Raw genomic sequence first — 13,968 nt, 5'->3', positions numbered from 1 at the left:
TCACTGGCCCCAGGAGTCGCGCAGGGTCACGGTACGGTTGAATACCGGAGCGCCCGGTTTCGAGTCCTTGATATCCGCGCAGAAGTAGCCTTCGCGCTCGAACTGGAAACGGTCTTCCGGCTGTGCATTGCCCAACGAAGGCTCGGCACGACAACCGGTGAGGACTTGCAGTGAGTCGGGGTTGATGTTGTCCAGGAAACTGGCGCTGTCTTCGGCCTTCTCAGGGTTGGCCGAACGGAACAGGCGATCGTACAGGCGCACTTCGCACTCGACGCTGGCAGCGGCCGGCACCCAGTGAACCACACCCTTGACCTTGCGGCCTTCAGGGTTCTTGCCCAGGGTGTCCGGGTCGTAGGAGCAACGCAGTTCGACGATGTTGCCATCGGCGTCCTTGATCGCTTCGTCGGCGCGGATCACGTAGCTGCCGCGCAGGCGCACTTCACCGCCCGGTTCCAGGCGCTTGTAGCCTTTTGGCGGCTCTTCCATGAAGTCTTCACGGTCGATGTAGATTTCCCGGGCGAACGGCAGGACGCGCACGCCCATGTCTTCTTTCGGGTGGCACGGCAGTTCGAGGTTCTCGACCTGACCTTCAGGGTAGTTGCTGATCACCACTTTCAGCGGACGCAACACGCACATGGCGCGCGGGGCGCTGTGGTCGAGGTCGTCGCGGATGCTGAATTCCAGCATGCCGAAGTCGACCACGCCGTCGGAGCGGTTGGTGCCGACCATTTCGCAGAAGTTGCGGATCGATTTTGGCGTGTAGCCACGACGACGGAAGCCCGAGAGGGTCGACATGCGCGGGTCGTCCCAGCCGTTGACGTGCTTTTCATCGACCAACTGCTTGAGCTTGCGCTTGCTGGTGATGGTGTAGTTCAGGTTCAGGCGGCTGAACTCGTACTGGCGCGGCTTGGCCGGCACCGGCAGCGCGTCCAGGAACCACTCGTACAGCGGACGATGGCTTTCGAACTCCAGGGTGCAGATCGAGTGGGTGATGCCTTCGATGGCATCCGACTGACCGTGGGTGAAGTCGTAGTTGGGGTAGATGCACCACTTGTCACCGGTCTGGTGGTGGTGGGCGTGGCGGATGCGGTACATGATCGGGTCGCGCAGGTTCATGTTCGGCGAGGCCATGTCGATCTTGGCCCGCAGCACCCGTGCACCGTCCTGGAACTCGCCGGCTTTCATGCGGGCGAACAGGTCGAGGTTTTCTTCCACGCTGCGCTCACGGAACGGGCTGTTCTTGCCCGGTTCGGTCAGGCTGCCGCGGTATTCCTTGGCTTGCTCAGGGGTCAGGTCGTCCACATAGGCCTTGCCCGCCTTGATCAGCTCGACCGCCCAGTCGTGCAGCTGGTCGAAATACTGCGAGGCATAGCGCACTTCACCGGACCACTGGAAACCCAGCCACTTGACGTCGCTTTCGATGGCGTCGATGTATTCCTGGTCTTCCTTGGCCGGGTTGGTGTCGTCGAAACGCAGGTGCGTAACGCCACCGAACTCCTGGGCCAGGCCGAAGTTCACACAGATCGACTTGGCGTGACCGATGTGCAGGTAACCATTGGGCTCAGGCGGGAAACGGGTGACGATCTGCGTGTGCTTACCCGAGTCCAGGTCCGCCTGGATGATCGGGCGCAGGAAATTGACCGGCACGGCTGGGCCGTTCTTGGAATTCGAGGCAGGGTCGACAGTGGGCTTGCTCATAGGATCCTTGGGCGTACAAGTGCGTGGCCTACATGCAGGCCGGACAAAACAAAGCGGCTATCATAGCCGATGCGGTCAAGTGCCTGACAGAGCAGGCCGGAAAACTGCTGCTTTTAATCGAACTCCAATGAAAAAACAGCCTCGAAATTCGCGCCCGGCACGCTAAACTGCGCACCTTGGCCGACGCTGGCCAAACCGGTTGGGGGCCGTGCTGCCCCGAAACCCACGAATTCCTTAAAGAGTAGCGATCATGACTCAAGTCAAACTGACCACCAACCATGGCGACATCGTCCTGGACCTGAACGCCGAGAAAGCCCCGATCACCGTGGCCAACTTCATCGAGTACGTTAAGGCCGGTCACTACACCAACACCGTGTTCCACCGCGTCATCGGCAACTTCATGATCCAGGGCGGCGGTTTCGAGCCAGGCATGAAGGAAAAGAAAGACAAGCGTCCAAGCATCCAGAACGAAGCGGACAACGGTCTTTCCAACGACAAGTACACCGTGGCCATGGCTCGCACCATGGAGCCGCATTCGGCTTCCGCGCAGTTCTTCATCAACGTGGCGGACAACAGCTTCCTCAACCACAGCGGCAAGAACGTGCAGGGCTGGGGCTACGCGGTATTCGCCAAAGTGACTGCCGGCACTGACGTTGTCGACAAGATCAAGGGCGTTTCCACCACCATGAAGTCCGGCCACCAGGATGTTCCAGCAGAAGACGTGATCATCGAGAAAGCCGAGATCATTGAGTGATACTGCTGATTTCAGACTTACATCTGGAAGAGGAGCGCCCGGACATCACCCGGGCGTTTCTGGATTTGCTCGCCACCCGCGCCCGCGCGGCCAGTGCGCTGTACATACTGGGCGACTTTTTCGAGGCCTGGATTGGCGACGACGCCATGAGCCCTTTCCAACGCTCCATCTGCCAGGCCCTGCGCACCTTGAGCGACAGCGGCACGGCCATCTTTCTGATGCACGGCAATCGCGACTTCCTGCTGGGCAAGGCCTTCTGCAAAGCAGCCGGCTGTACCCTGCTGAAAGACCCGAGTGTGGTGCAACTCGCCGGTGAACCGGTGCTGCTGATGCACGGCGACAGCCTGTGTACCCGCGACATCGGCTACATGAAACTGCGACGCTACCTGCGCAATCCGCTGACGCTGTTCATCCTGCGCCACCTGCCCCTGCGCACTCGCCACGCCCTGGCGCGCAAGTTGCGAAGCGAAAGCCGCACCCAAACCCGCATGAAAGCCAACGACATCGTCGACGTGACCCCCGAGGAAATCCCGCGGATCATGCAGCAATACGGGGTAAAAACCCTGATCCACGGCCACACCCACCGCCCCGCCATCCACAAACTCCAGATCGGCGAACTGGCGGCCAAGCGCATTGTGCTCGGTGACTGGGACCGTCAAGGCTGGGCATTGCAGGTGGACGACCAGGGATTCCAACTGGCCGCGTTCGACTTCCCGGTGGCTGCCTTGCCGCAGCTGTAGGAGCGAGCTTGCTCGCGATAGCAGTGGCTCAGGCACCATCGCTGTTGAATGTGCCGGCCCCATCGCAAGCAAGCTCGCTGCCACATCTATGGATAACCCCCTACAAGCAGGTCGCCAAAGCCGCCAACCGACGCGTGGCAACCCAGCTATCTTGCACCACGTAATACTTCAACACCCCTCCCTGCACATCGATAAACGACTCAGCCGACCGGGTATAAACGGTAAACCCACCACCGTCCACCGGCTCCAGATAACCGCTGGCATCCACCCCAAAGACCGCCTCATCCTGCCAGGCAAACTGCACACACTGGGCAACCACCAGGTCAGCCTTGTTCGAAGCGAGCGTCTTGTAGGGGCTCTGGGTACGGGCCTGATTCATCGTCGATCCCGCACACCCGGCCAGTAACAGCCCCGCCAGTGCCACCATACAAATACGCATCATGCTTCCTTAAATGGGAAAAACGCCGACTCTATCACCCCACACCGCCGTCTCGAAGTGCAAAGGCTCTGCTTTACTTCGAGATAAGGCGCGACAGGCCACGGTTATTCACGCACCCTATCGCGCCATTATGGGCGCCGTGCGCCACGTACTCTTTCTGGAAAGCCAATGACCCCCAACGCCGAGCTGTACAAACCATCCACCGACTACGCTGACAAACTGATCAGCCAGATCGGCCAGACCCCCTCCTGGATTGCCAAGCGCATTGGCGTGACCGATAAACGCATTCGCTACATTCTCGACGGCGAACGCACGGTAAAGGGCGAGACCACGCCGATTCAGATGACCTACACCGAACAGTTTGCCCTTGAGTGCCTGGCGGCCGAAGCCAAGGCCAACCGCAAGAAGACTTCCTGACCAGGATCAAGGCCCGGCCAGGGACTGCGCGTATACTTTCACTTTGACCAGGATGATCCATGGCTCCGATCGAATCGCAACACGAACTGGCGCTGCAACGTTTTCTCAATGCCCATCCGGCACTGCGCGAAGAACTGGACCACCTCAATCCGTTGGCCGCCCAGGCCAAAGGCGAGAGCATGGAACACTTTCGCAGCGAGCGTCTGCATGAAGCCTACGAAGCCGAGGCCGAACGCCTAGGCCTGTTTGCCTGGGAACTGACCTTGCAGTTGACCGCCGCTACCCCCGAGGACTTCGCCGCCCAACGGCTGGAGGTGCACAAGGAGGTGGCGCAGATGGCCGGCATGGACTGGCAGGAATACTGCGAACTGCACGGCCTCGAGCGCTAGCCGATGCTGCCTTCCCCTCCCCATCGCGCCCCCACCAGCGGGCTGTTGCACGTGCAGAAATGGCGTGGCCGGATCGGCCTGTGCCTGGTGGCGAGCCTGTCGGTCCTGGCAGGCATGACCGACGCCATCGGCTTCATGGCCACCGGCGACTTTGTTTCCTTCATGAGCGGCAACACCACACGCCTGGCGGTGGCGATCAGCGACAGTGACTGGCAACTGACCCTGCGCCTGCTGGTGCTGGTGTTGATGTTTATCGTCGGCAACGCCCTGGGTGTGATCGTCAGTCGCATCGGCAGGCGCCACGCCCTGCCCCTGATGCTGAGTATCGCGGCCCTGCTGTGCGGCGCCGCAGCCTGGCCATTGGAAACACAATTCCCGGCATTGCTGGCGGCGATCCTGGCCATGGGCATGCTGAATGCCGCCGTGGAGCAGGTCAACGGCCTGCCGATCGGCCTGACCTACGTCACCGGCGCCCTGTCACGCTTCGGCCGTGGCCTAGGACGCTGGATGCTCGGCGAGCGACGCGCGGGCTGGCGCGTGCAGTTGATCCCCTGGACCGGGATGTTTGCCGGTGCGGTGCTGGGGGCGCTCCTGGAGCATCAGTTCGGCCTGCAAGCGCTGTACGCCAGCGGCCTGTTGGCAGCCGTGCTGGGCATTGTCTCGCTGAAGATTCCGCGTCGCTGGCATCTGGGCTACATGCCGCGCTGAATCGCCCTTCGCCGCACCGCCGATAAAGCATTATCATGGCCGCAGATTTATCGTCAGAGTTCGCCATGAAGTTTGCCATCGCGCTGTTTTCGGCCCCTCACGCCCCCTCCTCGCGCCGCGCCCTGCTGTTTGCCCAGGCCGCGCTGGCCGGCGGGCACCAGATCGTGCGGCTGTTTTTCTATCAGGACGGCGTCTACAACGCTTCGAGCAGCGTCGTCACACCACAGGATGAGCAGGACGTCGCCCAGCAGTGGCGCACCTTCGTCAGTGAGCAGCAACTCGACGGTGTGGTGTGCATTGCCGCCGCCCTGAGACGCGGCGTGCTGGACGAGACCGAGGCCAAGCGCTATCAGCGCAGCGCGATCAATGTCGACGCGCCGTGGCAATTGTCCGGCCTCGGTCAACTGCACGACGCGGTGCAGGACGCCGATCGCCTGATTTGCTTTGGAGGGCCATGAGCCGTGCCTAAATCCCTGTTGATTATCAGCCGCCAGGCCCCCTGGTCCGGCCCCGGTGCCCGTGAAGCACTGGACATCGTGCTGGCCGGCGGCGCCTTCGACCTGCCCATCGGCCTGCTGTTTCTCGATGATGGTGTGTTCCAGCTGGCCAGCCAGCAGAATGCCAAGGCCATCCAGCAAAAAGACCTTAGCGCCAACCTGCAAGCCCTTGGCCTGTTCGGCGTCGAGGACCTCTACGTCTGTGCCGACAGTGCCCACGCACGTGGCTTGCTGGCGCAGGACCTGAGCCTTGATGAGCTGCAGCTATTGGCCGCCGGGCAGATCTCGGCCGTTATTGACCGCTATGACCAGGTTATTACCCTCTGATGTCGACTTTGCATGTGTTGTCTCATTCCCCCTTCTCCGACAACCGGCTGGACAGTTGCCTGCGCCTGCTGGGCGTCAACGATGGCCTGCTGCTTACAGGGGACGCGGTCTATGCCCTGCAACCCGGCAGCGCGCCGTTCAGTCAATTGCAGGATCGGGCTGACGGCCTGTCGCTGTATGTCCTGGAAGAAGACGTCCAGGCCCGGGGCCTGCCAGTGCCGCAGTGGATCAAGCGCCTTGACTACCCGGCCTTCGTCGAACTGTCGATAACCTACGACAAGGTCAACAGCTGGTTATGAACACCCTGACTGTGGGTACACGCCAGATCGCCCTGGACAAAGACGGCTACTTGCTGGACCTGGCGGACTGGTCGGCGCAAGTCGCCGAAGCGCTGGCGGCCAGCGAAGCGCTGACGCTGAGCGCCGAACACTGGGAAATCCTTGAGCTGCTGCGCGGCTTCTACCAGGAGTTCCAGCTGTCGCCGGCAACCCGCCCGCTGATCAAGTACACCGCGCTCAAGCTGGGGCCGGACAAGGGCAACAGCCTGCACCTGAACCGCCTGTTCAAAGGCACTCCCGCCAAACTCGCCGCCAAGCTGGCGGGCCTGCCCAAACCGACGAATTGTCTATGACCGATTTCGCCCCACTGCTGACCGAAACGCCCGCCGAACACCCGTTTGCCCCCTTCGTGCGCATCCTCGGCAAAGGCAAGCGCGGCGCGCGCAGCCTGACCCGCGAGGAAGCCCGCGAAGCCATGGGCATGCTGCTGGACGACAAAGTCGAGGACACCCAGCTCGGCGCCTTCCTGATGCTGTTGCGGCACAAGGAAGAGAGCCCGGAAGAACTGGCGGGCTTCACCCAAGCCCTGCGCGAACGCCTGCACGCTCCCCCCTGGCGGTCGACCTGGACTGGCCGACCTACGCCGGCAAGAAGCGTCACCTGCCGTGGTACCTGCTGGCGGCCAAGTGCCTGGCCCAGAACGGCGTGCGCATCTTCATGCATGGCGGTGGCGCGCACACTGCCGGACGCCTGTACAGCGAGCAACTGCTCGGCGAATTGAACATTGCGTTGTGCCGCAACTGGCAGCAAGTCGGTACGGCACTGGACAACGGTGGCCTGGCGTTCATGCCGCTGATGGACTGGGCACCACAACTGCAAAAGATGATCGACCTGCGCAACACACTCGGCCTGCGCTCACCGATTCATTCGCTGGCGCGGATTCTCAACCCGCTGGGCGCGCGCTGCGGCCTGCAAAGCATTTTCCACCCGGGCTATCAGGCTGTGCATCGCGATGCCAGTGGCTTGCTCGGCGACACGGCGATTGTGGTCAAGGGCGATGGCGGTGAAATCGAGATCAATCCGGATGCCGACAGCCATCTGTATGGCACTGCCGGCGGCGAAAGCTGGGACGAAGAATGGCCACAGCTGTCGGCGCAACGTCACGTCAAGCCGGCCTCGCTGGATATCGAGCACCTGAAAGCGGTGTGGCGTGGTGATGTGGTCGACAGCTATCCGCAAATGGCCCTGATTTCGACCATGGCACTGGCCCTGCGCGGTCTTGGCCAGCCCCGTGAGCAGGCGTTTGAAACCGCCGAACAGTACTGGGCTGCTCGCGACAAATCGATTTAACCGATCATTGACGCCCGATCTTTGCGCTTTTAGTTCGAACTCATCGGAATAGACTCGGCTCCAACGATTATTGGTTTGCGGAGTCTTGAGCATGGGTTTACTCGTTGATGGCCACTGGCAGGACAAGTGGTACGAAAGCAGCAAGGACGGCGCGTTCCAGCGCGAACAGGCGAAGCGCCGCAACTGGGTCACGACTGACGGCCAGCCCGGCCCCAACGGCGAAGGCGGTTTTGGCGCTGAAGCCGGGCGTTATCACCTCTACGTTTCGCTCGCCTGTCCGTGGGCGCATCGCACGTTGATCCTGCGCAAACTCAAAGGCCTGGAAGGTCTGATCGACGTTTCGGTGGTCAGTTGGTTGATGCTGGAAAATGGCTGGACCTTCGACACCACTCTCGGATCAACCGGCGACTCACTCGATCACTTCGACTTCATGCACCAGCGCTACACCGCCGACACGCCCGACTACACCGGTCGCGTCACCGTGCCGGTGCTGTGGGACAAAAAGCTCAAACGCATCGTCAGCAATGAATCGGCGGAGATCATCCGCATGTTCAACAGCGCGTTCGATGATTTGACCGGCAATGACCTGGATTTCTACCCGGCACCGCTGCACGGTGAGATCGATGCGCTGAATGAGCGGATCTATCCGGCCGTGAACAATGGTGTGTATCGCGCCGGGTTTGCCACGTCGCAACAGGCTTATGGCGAGGCGTTCGATGAGGTGTTTGCCGAGCTCGATCACCTGGAGCGTGTCTTGGGCGCAAACCGCTATCTGACGGGGGAGTACCTGACTGAAGCAGATGTGCGCTTGTTCACCACGATGATCCGGTTCGATGCGGTGTACCACGGTCACTTCAAGTGCAACCTGCGGCGGATAGCCGATTACCCGAACCTGTCGAACTGGCTACGCGAACTGTATCAATGGCCGGGGATTGCCGAGACAGTGGACTTTACCCACATCAAGAATCACTACTACGTCAGCCACAAGACCATCAATCCGACGGGGGTGGTGCCAAAAGGACCGCAGCAGGATTTCAACGCGCCCCATGATCGGCAGCGCTTGAATGGCCAGGGGGTTTGGCGCAAGGCCTGATGTTGCAGTTTTTTTGAAGGCCCTATCGCGGGCAAGCCCGCTCCCACAGGGGATTTGTGTCCAGCACAAGTCATCTGTGGGAGCGGGCTTGCCCGCGATATTGGCAACGCGGACTTCAGACTTGCGCCTGCGCCCCTTCAAACCACGCCAGTTTCTCACGCAGTTGCACCACTTCGCCCACGATCACCAGGGTCGGCGCATGCACCTCATGCTCCGCCACCAGGCGTGGCAGGTCGGCCAGGGTGCCGGTGAAGACTCGCTGATTGGCGGTGGTACCCTGCTGGATCAACGCCGCTGGCGTGTCCGCGCCACGGCCGTGCTTGATCAACTGCTCGCAGATCATCGGCAAGCCCACCAGGCCCATGTAGAACACCAGGGTCTGGGCCGGTGCCACCAGGTCGCTCCACGGCAGGTCGCTGGTGCCGTCTTTCAGGTGACCGGTGACGAACCGCACGGACTGTGCGTAGTCACGGTGAGTCAACGGAATCCCGGCGTAGGCCGCACAGCCGCTGGCAGCGGTAATGCCCGGCACCACCTGGAACGGGATGCCCTGGGCCGCCAGCTCTTCGATTTCTTCACCGCCGCGCCCAAAGATGAACGGATCGCCCCCCTTGAGTCGCACCACACGCTTGCCTTGTCGAGCCAGATCCACCAGTTGCTGGTTGATCTGGTCCTGGGGCACGGCGTGATCGGCGCGGCGCTTGCCGACGTAGACCCGCTCGGCGTCGCGCCGACACAGTTCGAGAATGGCCGGCGCCACCAGGCGGTCGTACAACACCACGTCCGCCTGCTGCATCAGGCGTAGGGCGCGGAAGGTCAACAGGTCCGGATCGCCCGGCCCCGCGCCCACCAGATACACCTCGCCGGTGGTCACGCTGGCTTTACCGGCCAGCTTGGCTTGCAGCAGTCGCTCGGCTTCAGCGCCCTGCCCGGCCAGTTGCCGGTCGGCTATCGGGCCCTGGAACACGTCTTCCCAGAAGCCACGGCGTTGCTGCACGTCCGGGAACAGGCCTTTGACCTGGTCACGGAAACGCGCCGCCAACCCCGCCAACTGGCCGTAGGTCGACGGAATCCAGGTTTCGATCTTGGCCCGGATCAGCCGCGCCAGTACCGGTGCATCACCGCCGCTGGACACCGCAATGATCAGCGGCGAACGGTCGACGATCGCCGGGAAGATCACGCTGCACAGGGCAGGCGCATCCACCACATTGACCGGCACGCAACGCCGATGGGCATCGGCGGAGACTTGCGCGTTCAAGGTTTCGTCATCGGTAGCGGCAATGATCAGCCCGCAACCGTCCAGGTCAGATTCCTGATAGCCGCGCCCCAGCAGTTCGCCGCCACTGTTTTGCACCAGCTCACGCAACTGGACTTCGATCTCGGGTGCAACGACCCGCAGCAGTGCACCGGCGTCGGCCAGCAGGCGGGACTTGCGCAAGGCAATCTCCCCCCCACCGACCACCAGCACATGGCTGCCGCGCAGGTTGTGAAACAGCGGCAGATATTTCATTTAGCCGATGACCTCAAGGCCACCCATGTAGGGTTTCAGCACGTCCGGCACGCGGATCGAGCCGTCGGCCTGCTGGTAGTTTTCCAGCACCGCCACCAGGGTCCGACCCACCGCCAGGCCAGAGCCGTTCAAGGTGTGCACCAGCTCAGGCTTGCCGGTTTCCGGGTTACGGAAACGCGCTTGCATGCGCCGGGCCTGGAAATCACCGCAGTTGGAGCACGAGGAAATCTCGCGGTATTTGTCCTGGCTCGGGATCCACACTTCCAGATCGTAGGTCTTGACGGCGCTGAAGCCCATGTCGCCGGTGCACAGCGCCAGGGTGCGGTAAGGCAGTTCCAGCAGTTGCAGGACTTTTTCGGCGTTGGCGGTGAGGCCTTCGAGGGCCTCCATCGAGGTCGACGGCTCGACGATCTGGACCATTTCGACCTTGTCGAACTGGTGCTGGCGAATCATCCCGCGGGTATCGCGACCCGAGGCACCGGCTTCACTGCGAAAGCACGGCGTGTGCGCGACGAATTTGATCGGCAGCAGCTTGGCATCGACGATCTCGCCGGCAACGATGTTGGTCAGCGACACTTCGGCAGTCGGGATCAGGTACAGATCGGCCTCGCCTTCGCGGGTGATCTTGAACAGGTCTTCCTCGAACTTCGGCAACTGGCCAGTGCCTTGCAGGGCCGGCGCTTGCACCAGATAAGGGGTGTAGGCCTCTTCGTAGCCGTGTTCGGTGGTGTGCAGGTTGACCATGAACTGCGCCAGGGCGCGGTGCAGACGGGCAATCGGCCCACGCAGCAGGGCAAAACGGGCGCCGGACAGTTTGGCGGCGGTTTCGAAATCGAGCCAGCCGAACTTCTCGCCGAGGGCGACGTGGTCCTTGACCTCGAAATCGAAGGTGGCCGGGGTGCCCCAGCGACGCACTTCGACGTTGCCGTCTTCGTCTGCGCCTACCGGCACCGACTCATGGGGCAGGTTCGGCAGGCCCAGCAGGATAGCATCCAGCTCGGTCTGGATCGCGTCCAGCTCAACCTTGCCGGCCCCCAGTTCGCTGGCCATGCGCTCGACGTCCGCCATCAACGGCGCGATGTCTTCGCCGCGTTGCTTGGCCTGACCGATGGATTTGGAGCGCGCATTACGTTCAGCCTGCAGTGCTTCGGTGCGGGTCTGGACGGTCTTGCGCTGTTCTTCCAGCGCTTCGATGCGCGCAACATCCAGCACAAAACCGCGGGATGCCAGGCGGTCCGCTACGTCCTGAAGGTTGCTACGTAACAGTTTGGAATCGAGCATGTCGGTCTCTCGTTTATCAAAGTTTGGTCAGGGACAGGCCAGCCCAGGTCGCGAGCAGCCCGCCGAATACGCTGATGGCCGCATAGCCCAGGGCCAGCGGTACTTGCCCGCTTTCCAGCAAGCGCACCGTATCCAGTGAAAAGGATGAAAAAGTCGTCAGGCCGCCAAGAAAGCCAACCATCAACCCGGCGCGCACCTCCAGGGGTACTTCCGGGCGAGTCAAAAACAGGCCGTACAAAATGCCGATCAGCAGACAGCCCACGATATTAACGGCCAGCGTCGCGCTATAGAAGTGCCGCGGCCAATTGGCGTTGATCCAGTTGCCGGTGGCAAAGCGCAGCAAGGTGCCGGTTATACCGCCCAACGAGACGGCGGCGATCAGGGCAATCATGTTTTTCTCCGCTGCCGGGGGCTCAGGCGGTCGAGCTGCGCCAGGTGATTGAGCTTCTCGCCGATCTTCAATTCCAGGCCGCGCGGCACCGGCCGGTAGAACGCCTGGGGCTCGAGGGCGTCGGGGAAGTAGTCTTCGCCAGCGGCGTAGGCATCCGGTTCATCGTGGGCGTAACGGTACTCGTCGCCGTAGCCCAGCTGCTTCATCAACTTGGTCGGGGCGTTGCGCAGGTGCAGCGGGACTTCCAGCGAGCCATGCTCGGCGGCACTGCGCATGGCGGCCTTGAAGCCCATGTACACCGCGTTGCTTTTCGGCGCACACGCCAGGTAGGTAATGGCCTGGGCCACCGCCAACTCGCCCTCGGGACTGCCGAGGCGCTCCTGCACATCCCAGGCCGCCAGACACAGGCTCAGCGCCCGCGGATCGGCATTGCCGATGTCTTCGCTGGCCATCCGCACCACGCGCCGGGCCAGGTACAGCGGGTCGCAGCCACCGTCGAGCATGCGGGCGAACCAGTACAAGGCACCATCGGGATTGGAGCCGCGTACCGATTTGTGCAGCGCGGAAATCTGGTCGTAGAAGGCCTCGCCGCCCTTGTCGAAGCGGCGCCGAGTGTCACCCAGCAGGCTTTGCAGCAGGTCGACACCGATCTCGCTGTTATCTTCGGCCAGGTCGGAGGCGTTCTCCAGCAGATTGAGCAAGCGTCGGCCGTCGCCATCCGCTGCCGACAGCAACATCTGGAAGCCCTCGTCGCTGAGGCTCAGTTGACGTTTGCCAAGGCCGCGTTCTTCCGTCAGCGCGCGCTGTACCAGCTTGTTCAGCGCCACCTCGTCGAGGCTCTTGAGCACGTAGACCCGGGCCCGGGACAGCAAGGCGTTGTTCAGCTCGAAGGAGGGGTTCTCGGTGGTCGCACCGATGAAAATCAGCGTGCCATCTTCCACGTACGGCAAGAAGGCGTCCTGCTGCGACTTGTTGAAGCGATGCACTTCGTCGACGAACAGGATGGTGCGGCGGCCGTATTGCCCAGCCTGCTGCTTGGCCACTTCCACCGCCTGGCGGATCTCCTTGACCCCGGCCAGCACCGCCGAAACCGTTTCAAAGTGAGCATCCGAGACTTCCGCGAGCAAGCGCGCCAGGGTGGTCTTGCCCACGCCCGGCGGCCCCCAGAAGATCATCGAATGCAGGGCACCCTGCTCCAACGCCTCGCGCAAGGGCTTGCCGCGGGCCAGCAGGTGTTCCTGGCCGACGTACTCATCCAGGTTCGCCGCGCGCAAGCGAGCGGCCAGTGGCTGAGCGATCGGGGCACTTCGAAACAGATCCATGACTACGTTTGAAACCTCACTGGGGCCTGACGTCGATGTGCTTAACAACACAATCCCTGTAGGAGCGGGCTCGCCCGCGAAAGCGGCGCATCAGTCACATCAATGCTGGATGTGCCGACGCCATCGCGGGCGCTTTGCGGCTGGTTATTCCTGGATCACATCGGCACCCTTGGGGATGTCGAACTTGAACTTGGACGCCGGGATCGGTTCGTTGGCTTTCACGCCAGTGAACAGGATGTTGGTGCGCTGGCCGACGCTGTCGATCAGTTGCATGTCGTTGACCAGGCCGTTACGGAACGACAGGCGCAGATTGTCGAACAGGGTGTCCTTGGTTTTCGGCTTGAGGGTGAAATCGATCACGCCGCCGGCTTCCTTGGCACTGATGTCGAAACTCTGGCTGATCTTCGACACATCACCGGAGAGCAGCAGCGCCGGGGTCTGGGTCAGGCGCTGGTCGAGGGTCTTGATGGTGACCTGCTCCAGGTCCGGGTCCCACAGGGAGACCTTCTTGCCATCGGAGACCATCAACTGCTCCTGCGGCGCATCGGTGTGCCAGTAGAACAGGCCCGGACGCTGCAGCGACATCTGGCCGGTGGTTTCCTGCAACTGGGTACCGCTGCCGTCGAGGGTCAGCTGGGAGAAACGCGCGCTCAGGGTCTGGGACTTTTCCAGCAGTTGAGTCAAACGCGCCACGTCCTTTTCATCGGCATGGGCCGAGAGGGTGGTGAAAGCCAGTACCGGCAACAGCAACATGCGGATAAGACGCATGGGAGT

At 62.1% G+C, this 13,968-nt stretch carries 17 protein-coding genes and 1 pseudogene; 11 read left to right on the top strand and 7 right to left on the bottom strand.

Going from position 1 to position 13,968, the window contains the following annotated elements:
• Positions 1-1,698 (bottom strand): glutamine--tRNA ligase/YqeY domain fusion protein, encoded by a 1,698-nt coding sequence (locus tag Q1W70_RS20080; RefSeq protein WP_166591433.1) that lies wholly within the window; start codon positions 1,696-1,698, stop codon positions 1-3.
• 250 nt (positions 1,699-1,948) lie between these two features.
• Between Q1W70_RS20080 and Q1W70_RS20075 the strand changes: the two genes are divergently transcribed.
• Positions 1,949-2,452: a peptidylprolyl isomerase gene (locus tag Q1W70_RS20075; RefSeq protein ID WP_095171372.1), complete on the top strand. Its 504-nt coding sequence runs from the start codon at positions 1,949-1,951 to the stop codon at positions 2,450-2,452.
• The gene (locus Q1W70_RS20070) at positions 2,449-3,192 is read left to right on the top strand and encodes a UDP-2,3-diacylglucosamine diphosphatase (protein ID WP_166591432.1); all 744 of its coding nucleotides are present in this window, start codon (positions 2,449-2,451) and stop codon (positions 3,190-3,192) included. Before Q1W70_RS20075 ends, Q1W70_RS20070 begins: the two co-directional genes overlap by 4 nt.
• Before the next feature lie 100 nt (positions 3,193-3,292).
• Here Q1W70_RS20070 and Q1W70_RS20065 read toward each other — a convergent pair whose 3' ends face one another.
• Positions 3,293-3,631 (bottom strand): hypothetical protein, encoded by a 339-nt coding sequence (locus Q1W70_RS20065; RefSeq protein ID WP_166591431.1) that lies wholly within the window; start codon positions 3,629-3,631, stop codon positions 3,293-3,295.
• A gap of 168 nt (positions 3,632-3,799) precedes the next feature.
• On the opposite strand from Q1W70_RS20065, the gene Q1W70_RS20060 reads away from it, so the two are divergent.
• The 9 genes and pseudogenes from Q1W70_RS20060 to Q1W70_RS20020 all read left to right on the top strand — a co-directional run bounded on the left by Q1W70_RS20060 (position 3,800) and on the right by Q1W70_RS20020 (position 8,690).
• Positions 3,800-4,048, top strand: coding sequence for a hypothetical protein (locus tag Q1W70_RS20060; protein ID WP_095171377.1), 249 nt, complete (start codon positions 3,800-3,802; stop codon positions 4,046-4,048).
• A 59-nt stretch (positions 4,049-4,107) separates the two neighbouring features.
• The gene (locus Q1W70_RS20055) at positions 4,108-4,437 is read left to right on the top strand and encodes a DUF6388 family protein (RefSeq protein ID WP_166591430.1); all 330 of its coding nucleotides are present in this window, start codon (positions 4,108-4,110) and stop codon (positions 4,435-4,437) included.
• A 3-nt stretch (positions 4,438-4,440) separates the two neighbouring features.
• Positions 4,441-5,145: a YoaK family protein gene (locus Q1W70_RS20050; RefSeq protein WP_166591429.1), complete on the top strand. Its 705-nt coding sequence runs from the start codon at positions 4,441-4,443 to the stop codon at positions 5,143-5,145.
• Positions 5,146-5,210: 65 nt separating this feature from the next.
• Positions 5,211-5,603: a sulfurtransferase complex subunit TusD gene (tusD, locus tag Q1W70_RS20045; protein ID WP_166591428.1), complete on the top strand. Its 393-nt coding sequence runs from the start codon at positions 5,211-5,213 to the stop codon at positions 5,601-5,603.
• Between the two features lie 3 nt (positions 5,604-5,606).
• Positions 5,607-5,969 carry a sulfurtransferase complex subunit TusC gene (gene tusC / locus Q1W70_RS20040; RefSeq protein WP_166591427.1) on the top strand — a complete coding sequence of 121 codons (363 nt, stop codon included), beginning with the start codon at positions 5,607-5,609 and terminating at the stop codon, positions 5,967-5,969.
• Complete coding sequence (gene tusB / locus Q1W70_RS20035) at positions 5,969-6,268, top strand: sulfurtransferase complex subunit TusB (RefSeq protein ID WP_166591426.1); 300 nt, start codon at positions 5,969-5,971, stop codon at positions 6,266-6,268. Before tusC ends, tusB begins: the two co-directional genes overlap by 1 nt.
• The gene (locus Q1W70_RS20030) at positions 6,265-6,600 is read left to right on the top strand and encodes a TusE/DsrC/DsvC family sulfur relay protein (protein WP_166591425.1); all 336 of its coding nucleotides are present in this window, start codon (positions 6,265-6,267) and stop codon (positions 6,598-6,600) included. Before tusB ends, Q1W70_RS20030 begins: the two co-directional genes overlap by 4 nt.
• A pseudogene (locus Q1W70_RS20025) lies at positions 6,597-7,597 on the top strand (glycosyl transferase family protein). Before Q1W70_RS20030 ends, Q1W70_RS20025 begins: the two are co-directional and overlap by 4 nt.
• Before the next feature lie 91 nt (positions 7,598-7,688).
• Positions 7,689-8,690, top strand: coding sequence for a glutathione S-transferase family protein (locus Q1W70_RS20020; RefSeq protein ID WP_166591423.1), 1,002 nt, complete (start codon positions 7,689-7,691; stop codon positions 8,688-8,690).
• Positions 8,691-8,805: 115 nt separating this feature from the next.
• Here Q1W70_RS20020 and cysG read toward each other — a convergent pair whose 3' ends face one another.
• From cysG to lolA, 5 genes are all read right to left on the bottom strand, one after another.
• Entirely contained in the window at positions 8,806-10,200 is a 1,395-nt protein-coding gene (cysG, locus tag Q1W70_RS20015) for a siroheme synthase CysG (RefSeq protein ID WP_166591422.1), read from the bottom strand.
• Positions 10,201-11,481 (bottom strand): serine--tRNA ligase, encoded by a 1,281-nt coding sequence (gene serS, locus Q1W70_RS20010; RefSeq protein ID WP_166591421.1) that lies wholly within the window; start codon positions 11,479-11,481, stop codon positions 10,201-10,203. It abuts the gene before it with no gap.
• A 16-nt stretch (positions 11,482-11,497) separates the two neighbouring features.
• Complete coding sequence (crcB, locus tag Q1W70_RS20005; protein WP_166591420.1) at positions 11,498-11,872, bottom strand: fluoride efflux transporter CrcB; 375 nt, start codon at positions 11,870-11,872, stop codon at positions 11,498-11,500.
• On the bottom strand, positions 11,869-13,194 hold the full coding sequence (locus Q1W70_RS20000) for a replication-associated recombination protein A (RefSeq protein ID WP_166591419.1): 1,326 nt from the start codon (positions 13,192-13,194) through the stop codon (positions 11,869-11,871). Before Q1W70_RS20000 ends, crcB begins: the two co-directional genes overlap by 4 nt.
• 144 nt (positions 13,195-13,338) lie before the next feature.
• A complete protein-coding gene (lolA, locus tag Q1W70_RS19995; protein ID WP_166591418.1) occupies positions 13,339-13,962 on the bottom strand; it encodes an outer membrane lipoprotein periplasmic chaperone LolA in 624 nt (207 codons plus the stop codon).
• Positions 13,963-13,968 lie beyond the last annotated feature (6 nt).

This window comes from Pseudomonas kielensis (assembly GCF_030505375.1).
GTDB lineage: Bacteria > Pseudomonadota > Gammaproteobacteria > Pseudomonadales > Pseudomonadaceae > Aquipseudomonas > Aquipseudomonas kielensis.
The sequence above is the reverse complement of the archived record's forward strand: the minus strand, read 5'-3'. Positions and strand labels throughout refer to the sequence as shown.